Genomic DNA, 22499 nt, shown 5'->3' on the forward strand with positions numbered 1-22499 from the left:
CATGGGCGCATGAGCACGAACAGCAGATGGTCGACGCCCGCCGCCGAGGCGCTGCGCGTCGAACCGGGGTTCTCCCTCGTCGACATCGACACGCGATCCACCCCCGGATACGACGGCGACAAGACCACCGGCACGGCCGACCTGGAAGCCGGGCGCGCACCCCTCGAAGGCCTGCAGGAGCGCCTCTTCGCGCAGAGCGTCGCGGGCACCGCGACCGGCTCGGTGCTGCTCGTGCTGCAGGCGATGGACACCGCCGGCAAGGGAGGCATCGTGCGGCACGTGGTCGGCTCGGTCGACCCGCAGGGCGTCGAGCTGGCGTCGTTCAAGAAGCCCACGGCCGAGGAACTCGAGCACGACTTCCTCTGGCGCATCGAGAAGCGTCTCCCCGATGCCGGACGGCTCGGCGTCTTCGACCGTTCGCATTACGAGGACGTGCTGATCGGACGCGTGCGCGAGCTTGCTCCGGCCGAGGAGATCGAGCGGCGCTACGGGGCGATCGTGAACTTCGAGGCGGAGGCCGCGGATCTCGGCATCCGGGTGGTCAAGGTCATGCTGCACATCTCGAAGGACGAGCAGCGCGAACGCCTGGCCGAGCGACTCGAGCGGCCCGACAAGCACTGGAAGTACAACCCCTCCGACGTCGACGAGCGGGCGCTGTGGGACGAGTACATGCGGGCCTACCAGGTGGCTATCGACCGTACGTCGACACCCGTGGCTCCGTGGCACGTCATCCCCGCGGACCGCAAGTGGTACGCGCGCCTGGCCGTTCAGCAGCTGCTGGTCGACGCCCTCGAAGACATCGACCCGCACTGGCCCGCGGCCGACTACGACGTCGAGGTCGAGAAGGCGCGGCTCGCGAGCTCGTGAGCGATCAGGCGAGCGCTTCGACGATCGGGCGGAACTTCACCCGTGTCTCGAGCAGCTCCGACTCCGGGACGCTGTCGGCGACGATTCCCGCTCCGGCGTAGGCGGTGATGGGAGCCGTCGGCGACGACGGGGCCGCGCGGCCGATCTGCGCGCAGCGCAGTGCGATGGCCCACTCGCCGTCGCCCGAAGCGTCCGTCCAGCCCACGGCTCCGGCGTAGCGACCCCGGTCGAACGGCTCGAGGCGGCGGATGACGTCCATCGCGGCGGCCGTGGGCGTTCCGGCGACGGCGGCGGTGGGATGCAGCACCGACAGCAGGTCGAGCGACGACGCGTTCTCGCTCAGCACGCCCTCGACGTCGGTGGCGAGGTGCCAGACGTTCGGCAGCTTCAGCGTGAACGGCTGATCGGCCGCGGCGAGCGACGAGGTGTGCGGTTCGAGCGCCGTCAGTACGCTACGCACCGCGAAGCGATGCTCCTCCTGGTCTTTCGTGCTGCGCGTGAGGGCGACCGCGGCAGCCACGTCACTGTCGGCGTCGCCGCCGCGCGCGGTCGTGCCGGCCAGCACGCGCGCGGTCACGGTCCGCTTCGACACGGTCACGAGGGTCTCGGGGCTCGCGCCGATGAGGCCGTCGACGGCGAAGACCCAGCAGTCGGGGTAGCCCTCGAGCAGCGATCGCACCAGGCGCCGTAGGTCGGAGCCGGCCGGAACGGTGCCGACGATGTCGCGGGCGAGCACGACCTTGCCGACCTCGCGGGCGCCGATGGCTTCGACGGCCTGGCGGACGGCATCCTGATAGCCCTCGGCGCTCTGCCGACCGGGGCCGAGCGTGGCCGACCAGTGCGGGCCGAACGGGGAGCGCGGGGGAAGCTCGGGCTCGTGCTCGTCGGGGGTGTCGTCGAAGGCGAGCCGGGTCACCCACGCGCGGCCGCTGTGGCGTCCGACGATCATGCCGGGTACGCGCAGCACGTTGTCTCGTTCGGACTGCGGGTCGAACACGAACGACCCGAAAGCGACCAGGCCCGTCCCCGGCAACTGCACCGGGTCGTCGATCTCGGCGGCGGCCGCGATCGCGCGCCAGCGCTCGGCGATCGAGGCGTCGCCGGGCTGTGCGCCCACGTAACGCAGCGTCAGCAGGTCGCCGAAGGCCGCGAGCGACTCGCCTCGCCGACACCAGAAGAGCGGGTCGTACGGCGTGGTGTAGGCCAGGACATCGTCCATGGGAGGGAGTTCCCGTGTGACCACGCGCAGGCGCGGCACGGCGTCATCCGCGGGTTCGAGCACGTCTTTCAGCGTAGACCCGCCCACCGCGCGGGGCGGCGACGGCCACCGGATGGCGACCTAGAATCCGAATCATGAGCAACCGTCCCGCCCCCGGCACCCGCCTGCTGTTCGAGTGGCGCAAATGGGACGGCTCGCCGCACTGGGTGCAAGACAGCGTGTATCTCGGATCCGACGAGTGGGGGGAGTGGTTCGGCCAGCAGGTGGGGTGGCGCAGCGAGCGCCCGGGCGCCTCGTTCGTGTGCCGCCAGCCGAACGTCACGCTCGTGCCGGCCAGCGGAGACTGGGCCTTCACGCACAATGCCGATCCGCACCCCGTCGCGGTGTACATCGATCTGGCGTGGGACATCCGGTGGCACACCGACGGCGTGCCGCGTGGAATCGACATGGATCTCGACGTCGTGCGTCGCACCGACGACCGCGGCATCTGGATCGACGATCGCGACGAGTGGGACGAGCACCGCGTGCGGTACGGCTATCCGTCGGAGGTCGTGGCGCATCTGGAGGCGACCGCGCTCGACCTCGAGCGGCGGGTACGAGCGGGCGAGGCGCCCTTCTCGGATGCCGTGACCGGCCCGTGGCTCGCACGCCTCGCGGCGCTGGCAACCCCCGACGAACAGTCGGGCGTGCGGCCTAGACTCGACGGGTGAGCAGCGACCCCAACCGCGCCGATCTCGGTAAAGACCCGCAGCGCGTCAGCGGCATGTTCGACCAGGTCGCCGCGGCCTACGACCGCACGAACACCGTGTTGAGCCTCGGCAACGACCGTCTTTGGCGCGCCGCCACGCTGCGGGCCGTCGCCCCCAAGCGCGGGGAGCGGATCCTCGACCTGGCCGCCGGCACCGGCACCTCGTCGATGGCGTTCGTCCCCAGCGGCGCGCACGTGGTCGCCGCCGATTTCTCGCGGGGAATGATCGCCGAGGGACGCCGCCGCCATGCCGACGTGCCGAATCTCGAGTTCGTGCAGGCGGATGCCACCGACCTCCCCTTCGCCGACGGCGAGTTCGACGCGGTGACGATGTCGTTCGGCCTGCGCAACGTCAACGACCCGCGTCGCGCGCTGCGCGAACTGCGCCGGGTCACCCGCCCCGGGGGGCGCATCGTGGTGTGCGAGTTCTCGCACCCGCAGTCCCGGGCCTTCAACAGCCTCTACCGCTTCTACAACGGCCGCGTCCTCCCCCTCGTGGCGAAGGCCGTCAGCTCCAACGCCGAGGCCTACGACTACCTCAACGAGTCGATCCGCGACTGGCCCGACCAAGCGACGCTCGCGCGCTGGATGCGCGACTCGGGGTGGGACGACGTCGCCTATCGCAACCTCACGTCCGGCATCGTGGCTCTGCACCGCGGCATCCGTCCGGCTTCGTAGAGCCCTGTCAACCGTCGAGATACCCGCGGTAGCCGCGGGCCGCGCCAGGATAGGCTGAAATGGTGACCCCGAGACCGCCCGCGGCCGGCACCCGCCTGTCGGGCAAGCTGGGCCTGAGTGACCGCATCTTCGCAGGCCTCCGTTCGCGCACCCTGCTCTCCACCGTCGAGGCGGGACTCTCTCGCGTCGAGAGCGAGCTCGAGGTCGAGGTGCGCAGCGCCGACCGGCTCGCCGACGTGGCCGCGCGCTACCTCTACGAGGCCGGCGGCAAGCGCGTGCGCCCGATGCTGGCGATCCTCACCGCGCAGCTGGGACAGGGCACGACGAAAGAGGTCGTCGAGGTCGCCACGGCCCTCGAACTGACTCACCTCGGCTCGCTGTACCACGACGACGTCATGGACGGCGCCGACAAGCGCCGCGGCGTCCCCAGCGCGCAGACGGTGTGGGGCAACAACATCGCCATCCTCACCGGTGATCTGCTCTTCTCGCGCGCGAGCCAACTGATGGCTCGTCGGGGAGAGCGCGCCATCCAGCTGCAGGCCGACACGTTCGAGCGGCTCGTGCTGGGCCAGATGCACGAGACGGTCGGCCCCCAGGAGGGCGACGAGCCCGTCGAGTTCTACCTGCGTGTGCTCGCCGACAAAACCGGTTCGCTCATCGCCGCTGCGGCTCAGTGCGGCGTCATCTACTCGGGCGCGCCCGAGGAGTTCGAGCAGCCCATGGTCGTGTTCGGTGAGAAGGCCGGCGTCGCCTTCCAGCTGCTCGACGACGTCATCGACCTGTCGCCCGATCCGTCCGAGACCGGCAAGGTGCCCGGCACCGACCTGCGCGCGGGCGTGCCCACCATGCCCTATCTGCTGCTGGGGCACCGCTCCGACGCGGCCTCGGCCGACCTCCGCGCGCGCATCGACGAGGGGCAGGAGCGCATCGCCGCCGGCGCCGACCCCTCGATCCTCGACGCCGCGCTCGCGGAGCTCCGCGACCACGACACCACGCACGAGACGCTGCGCCTCGCGCACCGGTGGTCGCAAGAGGCGATCGACGCCCTCGCGCCGCTGCCGGACGGCGCCGTGCGCGAGGCGCTGACGCGCTTCGCCCGCGCGGTCGCCGACCGCTCGGCCTGACCTTTTCCACCCCCCCCGATCACGATCGAGAGGACCCCCATGACGAAGCTGCGCCTCGCCATCGTCGGAGCCGGCCCCGCCGGCATCTACGCCGCCGACATCCTGCTGAAAGCCGAGCGTCAGTTCGACGTGTCGATCGACCTGTTCGAGCAGCTCCCGGCGCCCTACGGCCTGGTCCGTTACGGTGTCGCCCCCGACCACCCGCGCATCAAGGGCGTCGTCACGGCGCTGCGCGAGGTGCTCGACCGCGGCGACATCCGCCTCTTCGGCAACGTCCGCTTCGGCGAGGACATCACCCTCGACGACCTCAAGCAGCACTACAACGCCGTGATCTTCTCGACCGGCGCGATCCGCGACGCCGACCTCGACATCCCGGGTATCGACGCGGAGGGTTCGTACGGCGCCGCCGACTTCGTGAGCTGGTTCGACGGTCACCCCGACGTGCCGCGCGAGTGGCCGCTCGAGGCCGAGTCGGTCGCGGTCATCGGCAACGGCAACGTCGCCCTCGACATCACGCGCATGCTCGCCAAGCACGCCGACGACCTGCTGCCCACCGAGGTGCCCGACAACGTCTACCAGGGGCTCAAGGCCTCACCGGTCACCGACGTGCACGTGTTCGGCCGCCGCGGCCCCGCCCAGGTGAAGTTCACCCCCCTCGAGCTGCGCGAACTCGGCGAGCTGCGCGACGTCGACATGGTCGTGTACGACGAGGACTTCGACTACGACGAGGCCTCGAAGGCCGCCATCGAGACGAACAAGCAGGTCAAGGTCATCGACCGCGTGCTGCAGCAGTGGCGCACCCGGCCGGGCGCGAACAATGCCGGCGGAGAGGCATCGCGCCGTCTGCACCTGCACTTCTGGGCGAAGCCCCTCGAAGTGGTGAAGGATGCCGAGGGCCGGGTCGCCGCGCTGAAGTACGAGCGCACGGAGCCCGACGCCGAGGGCGGTGTCATCGGTACCGGCGAGATCCGCGAGGTGCCGATCCAGGCCATCTACCGCGCCGTCGGATACTTCGGCTCGCCCCTGAAGGACGTGCCCTTCGACGAGCGCCACGGCGTCATCCCCAACCACGAGGGCCAGGTGCTCTCGGCCGACTCGAACGAGCGCATCCCCGGCGTCTACGCGACCGGATGGATCAAGCGCGGCCCCGTCGGCCTCATCGGACACACCAAGTCGGATGCCATGGAGACCGTCCGCCACGTCATCAACGACCAGGGCGAGTGGTGGCGCCCCGCCCACCCCGACGAGGAAGCGATCCCGGCCCTGCTCGCGGAGCGCGGCGTGCGCTGGACCGACCTCGACGGCTGGCACCGCCTCGACGAGCACGAGATCGCTCTCGGCGCCCCGCACGAGCGCGCGCGCATCAAGGTCGTTCCGCGCGAGGAGATGATCCGGGTCTCGCGCGGCGAGTAACCCCCGCCGACAGAAGGCCGCCCCGTCGCGAAGACGTGGGCGGCCTTTTCTTTCGTGGCCCCGACGATGGTCCGGCGTCCCGCGCGAGTATCACCACCGCGGGTCGGGGCGCGCGAGAGGCATGTACGACCAGCCGGTCGCCCTCGGCCCGATGCGGCGCTCCGGCTCCGGGCGAGCGGCACACGCACACGTCAGCGGGCGCGGACGCCCCGGCTGCGGCGCGCCATGTGCCGGGCTCCGGAACACGTGAGCGCGCTGCTCGTCGGCGGCGTGAGGGGCGGCCGTTCGTCCAGACTCTTCCGGAGTGCGGCACGCGAGTCAGCCGGCCAGCTCGGCAGGGAGCGGCGCGTCGCCGCGGGCCCATCGTCGCCGTAGGCTGTGGCGATGGGGGAGTGGCATCCGGACATCCTCGGCGCGGGCTTCGAGCAGCTGACCCTGCCGCTGGGTGAGGATGCCGAGGGCGAGGTCGTGGCGACCCTCGTGCGCTCACGCCCCCACCCCGGCCCGCGCCTGTTCGGCGAGTTGCGCGACACCGACGTGCTGTACGTGCACGGCTGGTCGGACTACTTCTTCCAGACCGACCTCGCCCGCTTCTTCACCGACCGCGGAGCCCGGTTCTTCGCGCTGGATCTGCGCAAGTACGGTCGGAGCTTGCGTCCCGGTCAGTCTCCCGGGTACGTCGCCGCGCTCGACGTGTACGACACCGACATTGCCGCGGCTCTGGATGCCATGGGCACCGCCCGCGAGAAGCGTCGGCTGTTGCTGTTCGGGCACAGCACCGGCGGGTTGACGCTCACGCTCTGGGCGGCGCGGCACCCCGGTGTCGCCGACGCTCTCGTGCTGAACAGCCCCTGGCTCGAACTGCAGCTGGGGCCGTTCGGTCGCCAGGCGCTCGCGCCCCTCGTGAACGCCCGTGCCCGCTTCGATCCTCTCGGCACCCACCCGGTCGTCGACCTCGGCTTCTATACGCGTGCGCAGCGTGACGCGGGTACCCTGCCCGACAGCCCCGACGGATGGCGCCCCGCCCAGGGGTTTCCGACACACCCCGGCTGGCTCGCCGCCGTCATCGCGGGGCATGCGCGGGTGGCATCCGGGCTCGATGCGGGGTGCCCGGCACTGGTGCTGCTCGCGGCCCGGTCGACGGTCGCGTTGACGTGGAACGACGCCATGCGGGCGAGCGACTCGGTGCTCGTCGTCGACGACATCGCGCGTGCCGCCACCCGTATCGCGCCAACCGTGACGATCACGCGCATCGACGGCGCGCTGCACGACGTCTTCTTGTCGGCGTCCGCGGCGCGGGACGCGGCCTACGCGGCCCTCGGTCGCGGCGTCGCGGCGCTGCGATGACTCACGTGCCGCAGAACGTCACGAACGGGACTTCGGTAGTCGGTGGGGCAGCGAGGCGGCGGGCGAGCGACGTATGCCGCTCGGTGTACGGGTTTCGGAGCAGCTCGACGAGCTCGTGGACCGGGTCGAGGTCTCCCGCGACGGCGGCCTTCAGCGCGTCGTCCACGATGTGGTTGCGCGGGATGTAGACGGCATTGGTGGTCGCGAGGCGGTCGGCATCCGGCTGGAGAGCCGACCAGCCCTCGAGCCAGGCGTCGACGGCGGATGCCGCGGCAGGAGGGAAGGCTCCGCGTACCGCCGTCGAGTCACCTCGCGCGGCGGTCGCGAGATCGCGCCAGAAGCCGGTGAAGTCGACGCGGTACGCGGCGAGCAGCGACAGGGCCTCCGCGGCGAACCGGTCTACGGTCGAGGAGTCGATCGATGCGTCGAGGCCCAATTTGGTTCGGAAGACCCCGGTCCACGCGGCGATGTAGCGCTCGTCGAAGGTCGAGACGACCTCGTCGCCGATCGCGCGCCCGTCGTCGATGTCGTCGGCGAGGACTCCGGCAAGCGCGTGGGCGAGGCGACCGAGGTTCCAGCGCATGATCTCGGGCTGCCGGCGGAAGGCGTATCGACCGTGGAGGTCGATCGAGCTGAACACCGCGTCCGGGTCGTACGCGTCGAGGAACGCGCACGGGCCGTAGTCGATGGTCTCGCCGCTGACGAGCACGTTGTCGGTGCTGAGGACGCCGTGCACGAATCCGACGCCCATCCATCCCGCCGTCTGCAGGGCCGCAGCTCCCACGACACTGTCGAGGAACGCGCGTGCGGGATACCGACCGGCAGCGACTCCCGGGTAGTGGCGCTCGAGGGCGTGGGCGACCAGGCGTCTCAGCAGTTGGGGGTCGCCGAGGGATGCCGCGTACTCGATGGAGCCGTATCGGATGTGGCTCGCGGCGACCCGGGTCAGGATCGCGCCGGGCAACATCTCACCGTTGAAGCGGCGGGGAGCGCCCGTCGCGACGACCGCGAGGGCGCGGGTGGTCGGCAGGCCGAGGGCGTGCATCGCCTCGCCGAGGAGGTACTCGCGCAGCATCGGCCCGACCGTGGCGAACCCGTCGACGCGCGACATCGACGTGGGACCGATGCCCTTGGTGTGCACGTCGGCGAAGCCTCCGGAGTGGCGGGGGCGTTCACCGAGGAGAGCCGCGCGTCCGTCGCCGAGCAGGGGTTTGTAGACGCCCCACTGGTGCCCGGCGTAGACCTGCGCGACGGGCGTCGCCCCCGGGGCGGGCCGCTCGCCGGTGAGGAAGCGGACGCCCTCATCGGTTCGCAGGACGTCGGGGTCGAGGGAGACATCGTGCGCAACGTCGTCGTTGAGCGCCAGGAGGCGGGGCGCGGGCGTCCGGCGAGGTGAGACGGGCCGGGAGAGGTCGGGGAACGTCTCGGCCCAGACGTTCGTGAGCTCGGGAAGTGCTGAGCGCATGGGGGAAGTATGACCGGATGCCGATCGTCGGGGCTCCGTGTGACGCTCTGCGGCGCCCGCTGACGTTTCATGACGAGCGACGTGTCGAGGTGACGCACAGCCCACGATCGCGGAGTGTCCGTCACCTCGACCGGTGTCAGTCGGCGCGATCGGCTGCGGCGAACTTCTCGGAGAGCTCGTCCTCATCGGCTGCCTCGGCGGTGACGCTCTTGCGCCCGGCGTAGACGTCGCGGTCGATCTCGTCGGTGGCGTTCGCGACGAGCAGGGCGACCATCGTGTCGCCGTTGACGTTGAGGAACGTGCGGAAGATGCCCGTGAACCAGTCGACAGCGATCAGCAGGCCGACCGCCTCGAGCGGAAGGCCGAGGGAGGTCGCCAGGAAGGTGGCGGCGACGGCGAAGCCGCCGGGGACCGTGATCGTGCCCATGTTGAGCATGATCGCCAGCGCCATGCCGAGGATGATCTGGCCGGGGGTGAGCTCGACGCGGGCGGCCTGAGCGAGGAACAGGATGGCGATGGTGTAGTTCAGCACCGCGCCGTACGAGCCCATCGTGAGCCCGACCGACAGTGTGAAGTTCGCGATCCGCTGGCTGATGCCGACTTTCTCGACCGCGTTCTTCAGCACCGTGGGGAACGTCACCGCCGAGCTCGTCGTGGTGATGGCGATCACCGTCTGCTCGGCGAGCTTGCCGGGGAGCGCGGCGGGGTTCAGGCGCGTGCGCACCGTGACGACGATCACGAAGAGCGCCGTGACGACGAGCACGCCGATGAGCGTCGAGCCCAGGTACGACAGCGCGGTCGTGACGACGGCGAAGCCGACGTCGCCGGCGAGAGCTGCGAGCAGGCAGAAGACGCCGATGGGCGCGATGCGCATGACGAGGCGGATCATTCCGAGGACGATCTGCTGGAGCTGATCGAGCAGGGTGACGACGAGGGTGTTGGCGGTGGCGCGCACGTAGCCGTTGAGGGCCAGGCCGAACAGGAGCGAGAAGACGATGATCGGGAGCATCGTGGCGGTCGACATCGCGTTGAAGATGTTCGTCGACACGAAGCCGAGGATGGTCTCCTGCCAGCCGGTGGGCTTCGCCGACTCCTGCAGTGCGGGGTCGACCGAGCCGGAGTAGTCGATGCCCGCGCCCGGCTGTATCAGCACCGCGAGGCCCCAGCCCACGGCGGCGGCCACGATCGAGAAACCGATCATCCACGCGAACGTGCGTCCGGCCAGCCGCCCCATGCCCGAGCCGGTCATCGAGCCGGTGGCGACGATCACCGACGCCATCACGAGTGGCACGATCGCCATCTGGATGAGACGGATGAACAGGTCGCCGATGAATTTCAGGTTCGCGGCCCACTCCCCGGTGAGGATGCCGAAGAGCACCCCGAGCACGGCCGCGAGGGCGATGAGGGTCGCCGGATGCCGTAGCACCCGCCAGGTCGTCGCCGCGGTGCCGCGGGAGCTCGTCGTCTGTGCGTCGCTCATGGAGGATCCTCGTCTCGGTTGGGGGTATCCGGTCCGTCCAATTGTGAACAAGGCCCGTTACGAGGGCCTCCTTGGCGTGTTTCTCCGGCGTTAAGGTCTGACCAATCGGATGCCGACGACACCGGGGAGTGGAAGGATGTGAGGGGGAGAACCGATGACCGACCAGCAGACGCTTGTGCCGCTCGAGCGACGCGGCGGATCGTTGCGCGACGAGATCGTCGGGCGCTTGCGTGCGCTCATCGTCGCGGGCGTGCTGAAACCCGGCGAGCGCTTGGCGACCGAACGCGAGCTCGCAGCGCAACTGTCGGTGTCGCGCTCGGCGGTGCGCGAGGCGCTGCTGCGCCTGGAGTCGGCGGGGTTGATCGAAAGGCGTCAGGGAAGTGGCACCCGCGTCAGCGCGCGTATCCCCATCGAGGCGGTTCTGGCCTCGCTGGAGAGCGAGCACAAGGACGCCGTTGCGGAGTCCGCGGAGTTCCGCACGGTCGTCGAACCGCAGATCGCGCGGCTGGCGGCGGCGCGGATCGACGGAACCGAGATCGAGGCGCTCGCCGCGCTGCTCGAGGAATCCGACCACGTGACAGACGTGGAACAGTCCGTGCGGCTCGATATCGCCTTTCACGTCGCGATCGCGTCGGCGACGCACAACGCCCTGCTGACCTCTCTCAGCGAGCTCACCGTGTCGTGGACCGTCGAAGCCCGTGTCTCGTCGCATCTCGACGAGGAAGGACGCCGTCTGTCGCACGACGGCCACACGCGGCTCCTGCGCGCGCTGCGCAGGGGGGATCCCGACGCGGCCGAGGCCGCGATGCGCGTGCACCTCGACGAGATCGCCGACCTGATCGCCCGCGCTCGCTCCTGATTCGCGTGCGGCTATCCGCCGATGAGGCTGATCATCAGCCGGATCGACAGGGCCACCACCGCGATCAGGCCGATGCCACCGGCGAGGTTCTGCCACCAGCGGTTTCGGAGCGGCCCCATGAGCTTCCGATCGTTCGCCATCACGATGATCAGCGCCGCCAGGATGGGGGCGAACAGCACCGTCAGCGCCTGCGCCATGACGATGAGCTGTACCGGCGAAGCTCCGGCGAAGGCGATGGTCACACCGAGACCGAACGCCAGGATCAAGGCACTGCCGAGTCGCGCGGCCAGGGTCTCGGCGGAGGCGCCGCGTCCGATGGCATCCGAGAGCATGGTGCCTCCCGCGATGCAGTTCGGGATCATCGACGAGAACGCCGCCCCGAAGAAGCCCAGGGCGAAGATCCAGGCGCCCACCGGCCCCGCGACCGGCTCGAAGATGCGGGCGAGTCCCGTGAACGCACCGGGGGTGTCTGCGCCGGTCTGCCCGAGGACGGATGCGGCGACCACGATCACCAGTGCCGTCATGATGCCCGGGGCGACGATGCCGGGGATCGTGTCGACGATCGTGATGTCGCGGTACTCGCTCTCGGTCCGCTCCCGCGCCTTCGTGCCGTACGAGGCGAAGAACGCGGCGTTGATCGAGAAGTTGGTGCCGACGAGGCCGATGATGAGCAGCCAGGCCCCGCCGGGGATGACCGGGATGAGTCCCGCGCCCGCCGCCGCCCAGTCGGGGTTCGACGCGAACGCCGAGGCGATGAAGCAGAACGCCATGAGCGCGACGATGACGATGAGGATCTTCTCGACCACGCCGTAGATCTTCTTCAGCAGCAGGATCGTGCCGACCAGCACGGTGCAGATGACCGTCCACATCACGGGCGAGGTGCCGGGGATGAGCATCGACAGACCCACGCCGGAGCCGACGGCGTTGCCGACGGAGAAGCACAGGGTGATGAGGAAGACGCCGATGCCGGCGACGACGCCGGCCCACGTGCCGAGGGAATCCTTGATCGAGGAGATCAGCGAGACGGGTGTGCGGATGCCCAGGCGCACGCTCATGTCGGTGAGGAAGATCATGAGAATCGTCGACACGATGATCACCCAGATGAGGGTGTACCCGTAGAGGGCCCCGGCGTTCATCGCGGTGGTCAGGTTGCCCGGCCCGAACTGCCAGGCGCCCGCGACGAAGGCGGGACCGATCAGGGCGAGGCGGCGCCAGAACGTGCGCCGCGTGCGGTGGGAATCGACGATGCTGCGCACCGTCTCGGTCGAGATGCGCCCGTGGCCGGTGCCGGGGGTCGCGGGCGGTCGTGCGGTGGTGCGGTCGCTCATGGTCGTTCCTTCCGTCGTCGTTGACGTTGCGGGGTTCATGAGGGGCGGCCGTGGTGACGGCCGCCCCGCGGGGTCAGGCCGGGACGACCACGCTGTCGAGGTCGGCCGAGGCGAAGGCCGCGGCGATCTCGGCGTCGGCTCCGGCCGGAAGGGGCAGCAGGGGCTCGCGCACGGTGGCGTGGTCCAGGATGCCACGGTTCACCAGGCCCCACTTCAGGGCGACCGTGCCCTCCATGTGCGACCCGCGGTGGTACACCGCCTTGGTGACCGGCAGCAGGCGCTCGTGGATGGCGTGCGCGGCGGCGTAGTCGCGGGCCTTACCGGCTTCGATGAGGTCGACCAGGAGCTCGGGGGCGATGTTGCCGTAGCCGACGAGCAGGCCGTCGACGTCGAACATCGTCGGGAGCAGGTACTCGTCGTGGCACGACAGCACCTGCAGCTCGGGGTAGGCGGAGCGCAGCGCCGGGATCTCGGTGTACCAGCGGCGCATGTTGCGTACGCCGTTCTTGGTGTGGTTGACACCCTCTTGCCCGGCGATCTCGAGCTGGGTGTCGAGGTCGTACGAGGCCTTGGTGTTGTCGGGGTACTGGAAAGAGGATCTCCTCGAGGCCCGACTCCTCCCAGATGGCGCGGTAGCGGGTCTGCGGAGCGCCGGGCTGGAAGCCGAATCGCAGCCACCCGTGCGAGGGGTAGACCAGGGCGCCCTTCGCGCCGGCCGCTGCGGCATCCTTCGCTTCGAGGGCGGCGGTGAGGTTCCCCTCCTTCGTGATGCCCGCGATGATGGGCAGCCGGTCGTCGACCGAGTCGCGGAAGGCCCGGATGACATCGAGCTGCTCCTTCTCGGTGAGGAACGTGCCCTCGCCGGCGTGGCCGAGCACGACGAGGCTCTTGACGCCGTCGATCGAGCCGAGCCACGAGCCCAGGCGCTGAATGGCGTCGTAGTCGACGTCGCCATCGGGGGTGAACGGGGTAACGGGGGCGGGGTTCAGGCCGCGGAGGTCGAGGACCATCGTCGTCTCCTTCATCGTCTCTTCGTCGAGCGCTCCTGAATGGGAACGTTTGCAGGAACGATTGCAAGTGTGCGCGGTGGAGTCGCCGTGTGTCAAGGGCGAAGGCGAGATCGTTCCCGGGAAGGATTTCCTCCGCGTGGGTAGGGTGGGTCTCGAGGAGGAGTCATGGTCGACATCGCGTCGGACGAACGTCGCGTCGTCACGCTGAAAGACGTGGCCTCGGCATCCGGGGTCAGCATCTCCACCGTCAGCCGTGTGCTCGACGACCGAACGCCGCGTTCGCGCTCGGCGACGGCGCAGCGGGTCCGGGCCATCGCCGACGAGCTCGGCTACCGCCGCAACGTCTCCGCTTCGAGCTTGCGCCGCGGGGCCACCGCCACGATCGGCGTGCTCGTGCCGCGCCTCACCGACGCCGTCATGGCGCTGATGTTCGAGGCGGTCGAACGCGCCGCGCATCGACAGGGATACTTCGCCGTCGTCGCCACCTGCGGCGACGACGCCGACGACGAGACGCGGGCGACCGAGACGCTCCTCGACCGGCGCGTCGACGGGCTCGTGCTCGCCACCGCCCGCCTCGACGACGCCCTGCCCGCGTCGCTGCGCGACCGCGGCATCCCGCACGTGCTCGCCCTGCGTACCGACGGAGTCAGCCCCTCGTCGCTCGGCGACGACGAAACCGGTGGCTACCTCGCCGTCCGGCACCTGCTCGACCTGGGGCACACCGACATCGGCATCGTGACCGGCCCGCGGTTCACCTCGAGCGGGCGAGACCGTCGCGCGGGCGCGGAGCGCGCGCTGCGCGAGGCGGGGATCGCCCTGCCCGATGGACGTGTGCTCGCCGCCGGGTACGGGATCGATCACGGCATCGAGGCCGCCGGGCGACTTCTCGACGGCGACGGGGGACCCACGGCGGTCTTCGCGGCGAACGACAACCTCGCGATGGGCGTGGCGAGCGTCGCGCATGCCCGGGGCCGGCAGATCGGTCGCGATCTGTCGATCGTGGGTTACAACGACATCCCCCTGGTCTCGCGGCTGCCCGTGCCGTTCACCTCGGTCCGCACGCACTTCGACCGCATCGCCGAAGTCGCTCTCGACCTGCTGCTCGACACCGGCACCGCCGCGCGCATCGAGCGCACGATGCCGACGCTGATCCCGCGCTCCTCCACCGCCCCGCTCGGTCGGTGAGGAATCCTGCGTCGTGAGGCGCGGCTAGCGTAGTGAGCGTCCGAAGGAGCCCCATGACCCCCATCACCGCGTCGGCGACCGAGCACTACCGCGCAGCCCGAGACGAACTCCTGGCCGCGCGCACCGACCCCGCCCGCGCCGAGGGCTTCGCGTGGCCGCGCTTCGAGGGGCCGTTCAACTGGGCGATCGACTGGTTCGATCCGATGGCGCGCGGCAACGACGCTCCCGCGCTGATCGTCGTGGACGACGACGGCACCCACCACGAGCGCACCTTCGACGAACTCGCACGCCGCTCCGACCAGGTCGCCGCGTGGTTGGCATCCCGAGGCGTCCGGCGCGGCGAGACGGTGCTGCTCATGCTCGACAACCGGGTGGAGCTGTGGGAAGCGATGCTCGGCATCATGAAGCTGGGCGGCGTCATCGCGCCGACCACCACCGCCCTCGGTCGCACCGATCTCGGTGACCGCATCGAGCGCGCCGAGATCCGCCACGTCATCGTCGGAGCCGCCGACGCCGACAAGTTCGCCGATCTGCCCGCGCACCTCGGTCGCATCGTCGTGGGCGGCACACACGAGGGCTGGGCGGCGTACGACGACGCGTACGAGACGGATGCCGAGCCGGCCCGGCATCCGCACACCACCGCCGACGATCGCCTGCTGCTGTACTTCACCTCGGGCACCACGTCGAAGCCGAAGCTCGTCGAGCACACGCACGCGTCGTACCCGGTCGGGCATCTCACCACCATGTACTGGCTCGGGCTGCAGCCCGGCGACGTTCACCTCGCGATCAGCTCGCCGGGATGGGCCAAGCACGCGTGGAGCCTGTTCTTCGCCCCGTGGATCGCCGGGGCGACGGTGCTCGCGCTGAACTACACCCGTTTTTCGGCGGAGCGGCTGCTGAACGAGCTCGAGAACGACCGTGTGACGACCTTCTGCGCGCCGCCGACGGTGTGGCGCATGCTCATCCAGGCCGACCTGACCGGCCGGCGCGGGGCGCTTCGCGAGGTCGTGTCAGCGGGCGAACCGCTCAACCCCGAGGTGATCGCCGCCGTGCAGCGGGCGTGGGGCCTCGACATCCGCGACGGGTACGGGCAGACCGAGATGACGGCGGTCGTCGCCAACACCCCGGGGTCCCCGCTCGTGCCCGGCTCGATGGGACGCCCTCTGCCGGGATGCCCCGTCGTGCTGGTCGACCCCGTCACGGGGCAGCGCGCCGACGAGGGCGAGATCTGCCTCGACCTCACCGAGCGTCCGCTCAATCTCATGACCGGCTACGTCGGCGACCCCGAACGCAATGCCGAGGCGTTCGCCGACGGACTGTTCCACACCGGCGACGTCGCCCGCCGCGACGAGACCGGGAGCATCACCTACATCGGGCGCACCGACGACGTGTTCAAGGCGTCGGACTACAAGATCAGCCCGTTCGAGCTCGAGAGCGTGCTCATCGAGCACCCGGCGGTCGTCGAGGCCGCGATCGTTCCCGCGCCCGACGAGCTGCGACTCGCCGTGCCCAAGGCCTACGTCGTGCTCGCGGCCGGGCATGAGCCCGACGAACGGGTCGCCCTCGACATTCTGCGCTACGCCCGCGAGAAGCTGGCGCCCTTCCAGCGCGTGCGCCGCATCGAGTTCCGTGAACTGCCCAAGACGATCTCCGGAAAGATCCGCCGCGTCGAACTGCGCCAGCGCGAGGAAGCCGTCGCACGGGGTGAGGTGGACTGCGTCGAGTGGAGCGATGACGCCCTCCGCGGGCGATACTGAGCCCATGCGACGAGGGGTGGCGTGGGGCATCGCCGGGGGCATCGTGCTCGTCGCGCTCGCCGTGGGCGTTCTGGTCGCGATGACCGCGGGGGTGGAGCGGGCTCCGAGCTCGCCGGCCACGGCGCCGATCTCCGCCTCCCCGTCGCCGACCCCGTCGCCGACGCCGACCGCCACACCCACGCCGACGGCGCGTCCGGGAACGGCTCTCGTGCAACGCGACGGTGCGGGGGTCGTCCGCATGCTCGTGGCCGGCGACTCCCTCGCGGCGGGATTCTTCGCATCCGAGAAGGCACTCGGTTTCACGACCCTCGTGGCGGATGCCGTGGGCCCGGTCGAGATGACCACGGCGGCGTACGCCCACCAGACGCTCACCACCGTCGCGGCGATCACGGATGTTCCCGATGATCTCGGCCTCGCGGTGATCGAGCTCGGAACGAACGACGTCGGCCTCCCGACGCCCCTCGTCGATTTCGAACAGAACTATGCGGGGTTGCTGGATCGTGTTCGCGTGTCGTCGCCGACCGCGGCGCTGGTGTGCGTGGGAACGTGGACGAGCGATGGCGGCGCCTACGACGAGGTGATCGCGCGCGCCTGCGGGGAACGCGGCGGCATCTATGTGGGACTGGCCGATGCCTTCGCCGACCCGGCGAACCATGGACCGGCTGGGCGCGAGACCTTCGCGGGTGAGGGCGACGACTTCCACCCGAACGACGCGGGTCATCGGGCGATCGCCGAGCGGATCCTCCTCGCGCTCTCATACTGAAATCCACGCTGTTTGTCGAGGGGTGACAGCGCGTCTCGCCTCGAGCCGCCGGGCGAGTACCGTCGAGCCGCCGGGCCCCGCGCCGCGGAGGATGCTTCCCGAATCCCGCGCCCGCGACGATCGGAGCCGGTGTGGGCCGTTTGATCTACCGCCCCGACCAGACGTTCGACATCGACGACACCCTGCTCGTCGCGCTGCGCGTGGTGCTCATGAACAAGCTGCGCCGTCGCGAGGGCTTCATGCTGCATCTGCCCTCGCCACAGGGCGGACGGGCCTCGCTGTGGGTCTCACCCCACGTGCCCATCGTCCTGCAGTTCTATGGGCGATTCCCGCCCCGGGTCGACCGCGCCCTCGTCGCGGAGATGATGCAGGAAGCGAGCGAGCCCGACGGGCTCACCTTGTTCTACGAGAGCTGAGCCCCGTGTCACAGCGGCTCGGTCGTGCGGATCAGCCCGCACGTCACGCACGACCATGCCACGAGGAATCGTTCGTCATCGAGGATCTCGAACGACAGCGGGTCACCGCAGGTAGGGCACGGCAGGGGGCTGCGGCTGCTCATCGCGTGAAGGTCACGTGAACGACTCCGCTCTCCGCGACCTCCGACGTGACGCTGTAGCGGCGATCGAGATCGCGCAGGTCGTCCCACAGGCGCGTCCCACGCCCCAGGACGATCGGACGCACGGCGACGTGGAGACGGTCGACGAGATCGGCCTCGAGGGCCGCGCGCACCACGCCCACCCCGCCCCCGATGCGCACGTCGGCGCCGCCCGCGACGGCCGCCGCCCGATGCACGGTATCCGTGACGGTCGCGGACACGAACTCGAACCGGGTTCCGTTGTCGAAGGCGATGGGCGCGCGACGACGATGCGTGAGCACGAACACCGGGACACGGAACGGCGGCGCATCGCCCCACCATCCGCGCCATTCGGGATCGTCGGCGAAGGCGTGCAGACCGAACATCCCGGCCCCCATCACCTCGGCGCCCACGCCCTCGAAGTACGCGGCCCCGTATCGGTCGTCGACCCCGGTCGTGCCGGCGCCGGAGGTGTCGCCGAAGATGCGCTCGCGGAACGTCCTCGTGGCCGTGTAGTCCTCGACCAGACGCCCCCAATCGGCTCCCATCGGATTCTCGGGCGACGGGTCGGCGGGCATGGCCACGCCGTCGAGCGAGATGTTCAGATCGACGCGGACGGCCATGGCGTGCTCCCCGGAGGGGTCAGCGGTAGTTGGTGAACTGCAGATCCACGTCGAGGTCGGCAGCCTTGAGCAGGCGCTGCACTTCCTGAAGATCGTCGCGCGACTTCGACTGCACCCGCAGCTCGTCGCCCTGGATCTGCGACTTGACGCCCTTGGGGCCTTCGTCGCGGATGATCTTGCCGATCTTCTTCGCGTTCTCTTGCGAGATCCCCTCTTTCAGCGTGGAGGTGATGCGGTACTCCTTGCCGCTGGCGACGGGCTCGCCGCTCTCGAGGCTCTTCAGCGAGATGCCGCGCTTGATGAGCTTGGTCTGGAACACGTCGAGAACCGCGTTGGCGCGCTCCTCGGAGTTCGCCTTGATCACGATCGACTCGCCGCTCCACGCGATGGAGGCGTCGGTGCCTTTGAAGTCGTAGCGCTGCTCGACCTCTTTGTGAGCCTGATTGAGCGCGTTGTCGGCTTCCTGTCGGTCGATCTTGGAAACGATGTCGAAGGAAGAATCAGCCATACTCCGATTCTATTCGCGGCCACCGCGCCGACACCCCTTCGGCGCCGACCGCCCCGTGAGCGTATGGCGCTCGTAGACTCGGATGCCATGCGAGCACTCACCGAGAACGACGTGCGCGACGCGTTCGTCAATGCCGCCCCGGACGAGGTGCGCGTCCTCTCTCTTCCCCACGACTTCGTGCTGACCGACTGGGATCACCTCGACTTCCTCGCGTGGCGGGATCCGGGCGTGCGCGGCCGCGGCTACATCGTCACCGAGCGCGACGGCGAGCCGACGGGCGTGGTGCTGCGCGCCGCCGACGGGCAGTCCCGTGCGCGATCGTCGATGTGCAATCTGTGCCACACGATGCAGCCCGGCGACCAGGTGACCCTGTTCACCGCGCGCAAGGCGGGGGCAGCGGGCGAGCACGGCGACACCGTGGGCACCTACATGTGCGCCGACCTCTCGTGCCACGAGACGGTGCGCCTGGCGGCGCCCCTCGCACCGAGCGAGATCCGCGCCAGCGTCGACCGCAAGATCGACGGCACAAAGCGCCGCACCGAAGAGTTCGTCGAGCGCGTGCTCGAGACCGCCGAGGTGTCGCGGTGACCGCCCGGGTGGTCGTGATCGGCGACGCCCTCATCGACGAGATCCGCGACGAGGCGGGAACCCGCGAGTTCGTCGGCGGCGCCGGGCTCAACGTGGCCGTGGGGCTGTCGCGCCTGGGCGTGCCGGCATCCCTCATCGCGATGGTCGGCGACGACGAAGCGGGGGAACAGATCCGTGCGTTCCTGACCGAGCACGGCGTCGAGCTGCTCGCGAGCCCGGCGGAGCACGGCTCGTCGCGCGCGGTGAGCACGCGTTCGCCGGGCGGGGAGCCCGAGTACGTCTTCAACGATGCGGCGCAGAACCGGCGCGTGCGGTACGGCGAGGCCGAGCGCGCGGCGATCGCGGCGGCTCCGATGGTCGTGGTCAGCTGCTTCCCCTTCGACGATGCCGAGCAGACGCGCCTCCTCGTGGATGCCACGGCCTCGCCGTCGACGCCCCTCGCCATCGACCCGAACCCCCGCAGCGGCATGCTGCACGACCGCGCCGCCTTCGTCCGGGGCTTCGAGCGAGCGGCATCCGGGGCCCTGCTGGTGAAGGTCGGCGAAGACGACGCGCAGCTGCTCTACGGCGGCCCCCTCGAGGATCTGCGGGCGAAGCTCACAGGACTCGGTGTCGGCGCGGTGCTGGCGACCTACGGTGCCGGCGGCGCCGCCATCGACGCGGCCGGCACGTCTGTCTCGCGCGGGATCTCCGACCTGCCCGGCCGCATCGTCGACACCATGGGCGGCGGCGACGCCGTGCTGGCGACGACCGTCGCTCTCGTGCGGGATCGCCTTCCCGTCGACGCAGGGGAATGGGATGCCGTGCTCGCGCGCGCGATGGACGTCGCCGCCGCGACGTGCAGGCACGAGGGCGCCCTGCTGCGGACCCCCGAGGTGGTTTGAGGCACCCCTCCGGGGATAGTAGAGTGGTCTATCGCGCCTCCGGTCGACTGCGAAAGCCGGGCGGGTGCGCATCTGGCGAGTTACCCAAGCGGCCAAAGGGATCTGACTGTAAATCAGACTGCATTGCATTCGGGGGTTCGAATCCCTCACTCGCCACCCTGAGAACGGCCGCCGAATCCGGCGGCCGTTCTGCGTCTCGCGGCACAGCCGCCCCGGCGCCGCGCTCTGTCTCGGTGGGGGAACAGCATCGACCGCTCACGCCGGCACGCGCGCCTTTCCGCTCACGGCGGAGCACGAAGCTCGGTTGCGCGAGCTCTTCACCGCGTTCGCGGTCGACGGGCGCCGTCGCTCGCACCGCTGACCGAACGACAGCGGGGAGGGTGCCCGATGCTCTGTCGTTTCACGCCCGAGCGGCCGGGGAGTCCTGGCGCATGCACCCGTCGGCATCCCACAGGCACACATCCGCCGCGTACCCCGCTCGCACCAGGCCGAGCCGGTCCTCCAGGCCCAGTGCCCGCGCGGGAGTGAGTGTCAGCGCCTCGACGGCCACGGGAAGAGGGATGCCGAGAGCGCGCGCGTTCGCGAGAGCGACGTCCTGTGTGAGCGTGGAGCCCGCGAGCGTCTCCGACCCCTCGACGAGGGCCCGACCGCCCTCGACGTGCACCGCCAATCCGCCGAGCCGGTAGAACCCGTCGTCGGCTCCGGCGGCAGCCATGGCATCCGTGATCAGCGCGACGCGGCCGGGAGCGAGCGTGAACAGGGCCGCGGCGAGACGCGGGTCGACGTGCAAGCCGTCGAGAATGAGTTCGAGCACCACGTTTTCTGCGTCGATGGCGGCGAGCACCGGGCCGGGGGCGCGGTGGTGCAGCCCCGGCATGGCGTTGAAGGCGTGGGTGAGCAGAGTCGCCCCCCGCGGCGAAGGCGGCGGCCGCGTGCTCGTACGACGCGTCGGTGTGACCGACCGCCACGGTCACCCCGGCCGAGCGGAAGGTCTCGATCGCGCGAAGGGCACCGGGGCGCTGCGGGTCGAGCGTGACCTGGCGCAGCGTGCCGTCGGCGGCCGCGAGCAGGCGGTCGACGACGTCGGGCGTCGGGTCGATGAGATGGCGCGGGTCGTGTGCGCCGCACCGGTCGACGGCGAGGAACGGCCCCTCGAGGTGACTGCCGAGTACTCGGCGGTCGGTCCGGGTGAGCGCGGCGATGGCGGTGAGTTGCTTTTCGAGCACGTCGACGGGGGCGGCGACGAGACTCGCGACGCCGTGAGTCGTGCCGTGCGCCGCGTGCAGGTCGGCGGCCGCGCGGATGCCGTCTATGCCGTCTTCGTGGCGGTGCCCGCCGCCGCCGTGCCGGTGCAGGTCGATGAAGCCGGGGGTCAGCGTGGCGCCCTGACCGTCGATGCGCTCTGCCTCGACGGCGGGCGCAGCCCCGGTCCCCGCCTCGGAGATGCGCTCGCCATCGACGAGCACCCAGGCATCGGGCCGCTCACCCTCGGCGTCTACCGCCGTGACCGAATGGAACAGCCGGCGCCGCCCGGTCATCGCTGCCATTCCGGCCGGTTCTCGAAGACGAAGTCGTAGTAGTCGCGCAGCGTGAGGCGAGCGGCGGCGGCCTCGTCGACCACGACCGTCGCGTCGGGGTGCATCTGCAGGATGCTGCCCGGGCACATGCTCGACAGGGGTCCTTCGACCGCCGCGGCCACGGCATCCGCCTTGCCCTCGCCGAAGGCGACGAGCAGCACGGAACGGGCGTCCATGATCGTGCCGAGCCCCTGGGTGACGCAGTGCAGCGGCACGTCGTCGAGGCTCGGGAAGAACCGGGCGTTGTCGCGGCGGGTCTCGGGGGTGAGCGTCTTGATCCGGGTGCGCGAGGCGAACGACGACGTCGGTTCGTTGAAGCCGATGTGACCGGTCGAGCCGATGCCGAGGATCTGCAGGTCGACGCCGCCCGCGTCGACGATCGCCCGCTCGTAGGCGGCGGCTGCGCCCTCGATGTCGTCGGCCATCCCGTCGGGCACGTGCACGCGGGCCGGGTCGAGGCCCAGGCGCGCGGTGACCTCGCGGTCGATCACGGCGTTCTCCG

The 22499-nt window shown here is 70.4% G+C and carries 22 protein-coding genes, 1 tRNA gene and 2 pseudogenes; 15 read left to right on the forward strand and 10 right to left on the reverse strand.

The features are described from left to right. Window positions 1-9 precede the first annotated feature (9 nt). On the forward strand, window positions 10-867 hold the full coding sequence (locus QE412_RS15650; RefSeq protein ID WP_307485963.1) for a polyphosphate kinase 2 family protein: 858 nt from the start codon (window positions 10-12) through the stop codon (window positions 865-867). A gap of 4 nt (window positions 868-871) precedes the next feature. Here QE412_RS15650 and QE412_RS15655 read toward each other — a convergent pair whose 3' ends face one another. Further along, entirely contained in the window at window positions 872-2086 is a 1215-nt protein-coding gene (locus QE412_RS15655; RefSeq protein WP_307487260.1) for an isochorismate synthase, read from the reverse strand. A 134-nt stretch (window positions 2087-2220) separates the two neighbouring features. On the opposite strand from QE412_RS15655, the gene QE412_RS15660 reads away from it, so the two are divergent. The 5 genes from QE412_RS15660 (at window position 2221) to QE412_RS15680 (ending at window position 7396) form a co-directional block, all read left to right on the forward strand. Beyond that, on the forward strand, window positions 2221-2796 hold the full coding sequence (locus QE412_RS15660) for a DUF402 domain-containing protein (protein WP_307485968.1): 576 nt from the start codon (window positions 2221-2223) through the stop codon (window positions 2794-2796). Window positions 2797-2849: 53 nt separating this feature from the next. Beyond that, window positions 2850-3512, forward strand: a complete 663-nt coding sequence (locus QE412_RS15665; protein ID WP_373426582.1) for a class I SAM-dependent methyltransferase — start codon at window positions 2850-2852, stop codon at window positions 3510-3512. Window positions 3513-3574: 62 nt separating this feature from the next. After that, on the forward strand, window positions 3575-4636 hold the full coding sequence (locus QE412_RS15670) for a polyprenyl synthetase family protein (protein WP_373426554.1): 1062 nt from the start codon (window positions 3575-3577) through the stop codon (window positions 4634-4636). A gap of 39 nt (window positions 4637-4675) precedes the next feature. Then, window positions 4676-6049: an FAD-dependent oxidoreductase gene (locus QE412_RS15675; RefSeq protein WP_307485980.1), complete on the forward strand. Its 1374-nt coding sequence runs from the start codon at window positions 4676-4678 to the stop codon at window positions 6047-6049. A 384-nt stretch (window positions 6050-6433) separates the two neighbouring features. Next, window positions 6434-7396, forward strand: a complete 963-nt coding sequence (locus QE412_RS15680) for an alpha/beta hydrolase (protein WP_307485984.1) — start codon at window positions 6434-6436, stop codon at window positions 7394-7396. Between the two features lies 1 nt (window position 7397). On the opposite strand, the gene QE412_RS15685 is transcribed toward QE412_RS15680, so the two are convergent. Together QE412_RS15685 and QE412_RS15690 are read right to left on the reverse strand one after the other, a co-directional pair. After that, complete coding sequence (locus tag QE412_RS15685) at window positions 7398-8861, reverse strand: protein adenylyltransferase SelO (RefSeq protein WP_307485987.1); 1464 nt, start codon at window positions 8859-8861, stop codon at window positions 7398-7400. A gap of 136 nt (window positions 8862-8997) precedes the next feature. Beyond that, window positions 8998-10341, reverse strand: a complete 1344-nt coding sequence (locus tag QE412_RS15690; protein ID WP_307485990.1) for a dicarboxylate/amino acid:cation symporter — start codon at window positions 10339-10341, stop codon at window positions 8998-9000. A gap of 154 nt (window positions 10342-10495) precedes the next feature. On the opposite strand from QE412_RS15690, the gene QE412_RS15695 reads away from it, so the two are divergent. Beyond that, window positions 10496-11200, forward strand: a complete 705-nt coding sequence (locus tag QE412_RS15695; RefSeq protein WP_307485993.1) for a FadR/GntR family transcriptional regulator — start codon at window positions 10496-10498, stop codon at window positions 11198-11200. 11 nt (window positions 11201-11211) lie between these two features. Here QE412_RS15695 and QE412_RS15700 read toward each other — a convergent pair whose 3' ends face one another. Both QE412_RS15700 and QE412_RS15705 read right to left on the reverse strand, forming a co-directional pair. Continuing rightward, window positions 11212-12528 carry an Nramp family divalent metal transporter gene (locus QE412_RS15700; RefSeq protein ID WP_307485996.1) on the reverse strand — a complete coding sequence of 439 codons (1317 nt, stop codon included), beginning with the start codon at window positions 12526-12528 and terminating at the stop codon, window positions 11212-11214. 73 nt (window positions 12529-12601) lie between these two features. Next, window positions 12602-13538, reverse strand: a pseudogene (locus QE412_RS15705) (dihydrodipicolinate synthase family protein). Between the two features lie 165 nt (window positions 13539-13703). Here QE412_RS15705 and QE412_RS15710 point away from each other — a divergent pair. From QE412_RS15710 to QE412_RS15725, 4 genes are all read left to right on the forward strand, one after another. Beyond that, window positions 13704-14723, forward strand: coding sequence for a LacI family DNA-binding transcriptional regulator (locus QE412_RS15710; RefSeq protein WP_307485999.1), 1020 nt, complete (start codon window positions 13704-13706; stop codon window positions 14721-14723). Window positions 14724-14776: 53 nt separating this feature from the next. Continuing rightward, on the forward strand, window positions 14777-16480 hold the full coding sequence (locus QE412_RS15715) for an AMP-binding protein (protein WP_307486002.1): 1704 nt from the start codon (window positions 14777-14779) through the stop codon (window positions 16478-16480). Window positions 16481-16484: 4 nt separating this feature from the next. Further along, complete coding sequence (locus QE412_RS15720) at window positions 16485-17243, forward strand: SGNH/GDSL hydrolase family protein (protein WP_307486005.1); 759 nt, start codon at window positions 16485-16487, stop codon at window positions 17241-17243. Between the two features lie 131 nt (window positions 17244-17374). Next, complete coding sequence (locus QE412_RS15725) at window positions 17375-17659, forward strand: DUF7882 family protein (protein ID WP_307486010.1); 285 nt, start codon at window positions 17375-17377, stop codon at window positions 17657-17659. Between the two features lie 8 nt (window positions 17660-17667). Here QE412_RS15725 and QE412_RS15730 read toward each other — a convergent pair whose 3' ends face one another. Genes QE412_RS15730 through QE412_RS15740 form a run of 3 tightly spaced genes read right to left on the reverse strand, consistent with a single transcriptional unit; the run spans window position 17668 to window position 18948 of the window. Continuing rightward, complete coding sequence (locus QE412_RS15730) at window positions 17668-17802, reverse strand: hypothetical protein (protein ID WP_307486013.1); 135 nt, start codon at window positions 17800-17802, stop codon at window positions 17668-17670. Beyond that, entirely contained in the window at window positions 17799-18440 is a 642-nt protein-coding gene (locus QE412_RS15735) for a dihydrofolate reductase family protein (RefSeq protein WP_307486016.1), read from the reverse strand. Before QE412_RS15735 ends, QE412_RS15730 begins: the two co-directional genes overlap by 4 nt. A gap of 19 nt (window positions 18441-18459) precedes the next feature. Next, window positions 18460-18948, reverse strand: coding sequence for a YajQ family cyclic di-GMP-binding protein (locus QE412_RS15740; RefSeq protein ID WP_058233291.1), 489 nt, complete (start codon window positions 18946-18948; stop codon window positions 18460-18462). Between the two features lie 87 nt (window positions 18949-19035). On the opposite strand from QE412_RS15740, the gene QE412_RS15745 reads away from it, so the two are divergent. From QE412_RS15745 to QE412_RS15755, 3 genes are all read left to right on the forward strand, one after another. After that, window positions 19036-19536, forward strand: a complete 501-nt coding sequence (locus tag QE412_RS15745; protein ID WP_307486020.1) for an FBP domain-containing protein — start codon at window positions 19036-19038, stop codon at window positions 19534-19536. Further along, a complete protein-coding gene (locus QE412_RS15750) occupies window positions 19533-20420 on the forward strand; it encodes a PfkB family carbohydrate kinase (protein WP_307486023.1) in 888 nt (295 codons plus the stop codon). The genes QE412_RS15745 and QE412_RS15750 overlap by 4 nt, the downstream gene beginning before the upstream one ends. A gap of 74 nt (window positions 20421-20494) precedes the next feature. Next, window positions 20495-20576 (forward strand) — tRNA-Tyr (locus QE412_RS15755). Window positions 20577-20820: 244 nt separating this feature from the next. Here the strand turns inward: QE412_RS15755 and QE412_RS15760 are convergent. Continuing rightward, window positions 20821-21297, reverse strand: coding sequence for an amidohydrolase family protein (locus tag QE412_RS15760; RefSeq protein ID WP_307486026.1), 477 nt, complete (start codon window positions 21295-21297; stop codon window positions 20821-20823). Window positions 21298-21313: 16 nt separating this feature from the next. On the opposite strand from QE412_RS15760, the gene QE412_RS15765 reads away from it, so the two are divergent. Then, window positions 21314-21997, forward strand: a complete 684-nt coding sequence (locus tag QE412_RS15765; RefSeq protein ID WP_307486029.1) for a hypothetical protein — start codon at window positions 21314-21316, stop codon at window positions 21995-21997. On the opposite strand, the pseudogene QE412_RS15770 reads toward QE412_RS15765, so the two are convergent. After that, window positions 21955-22491: pseudogene (locus QE412_RS15770) on the reverse strand (glucosamine-6-phosphate deaminase); the annotation flags it as partial. The gene QE412_RS15765 and the pseudogene QE412_RS15770 overlap by 43 nt on opposite strands. Window positions 22492-22499: the final 8 nt, after the last annotated feature.

This window comes from Microbacterium trichothecenolyticum, from assembly GCF_030818955.1.
Lineage (GTDB): Bacteria > Actinomycetota > Actinomycetes > Actinomycetales > Microbacteriaceae > Microbacterium > Microbacterium trichothecenolyticum_B.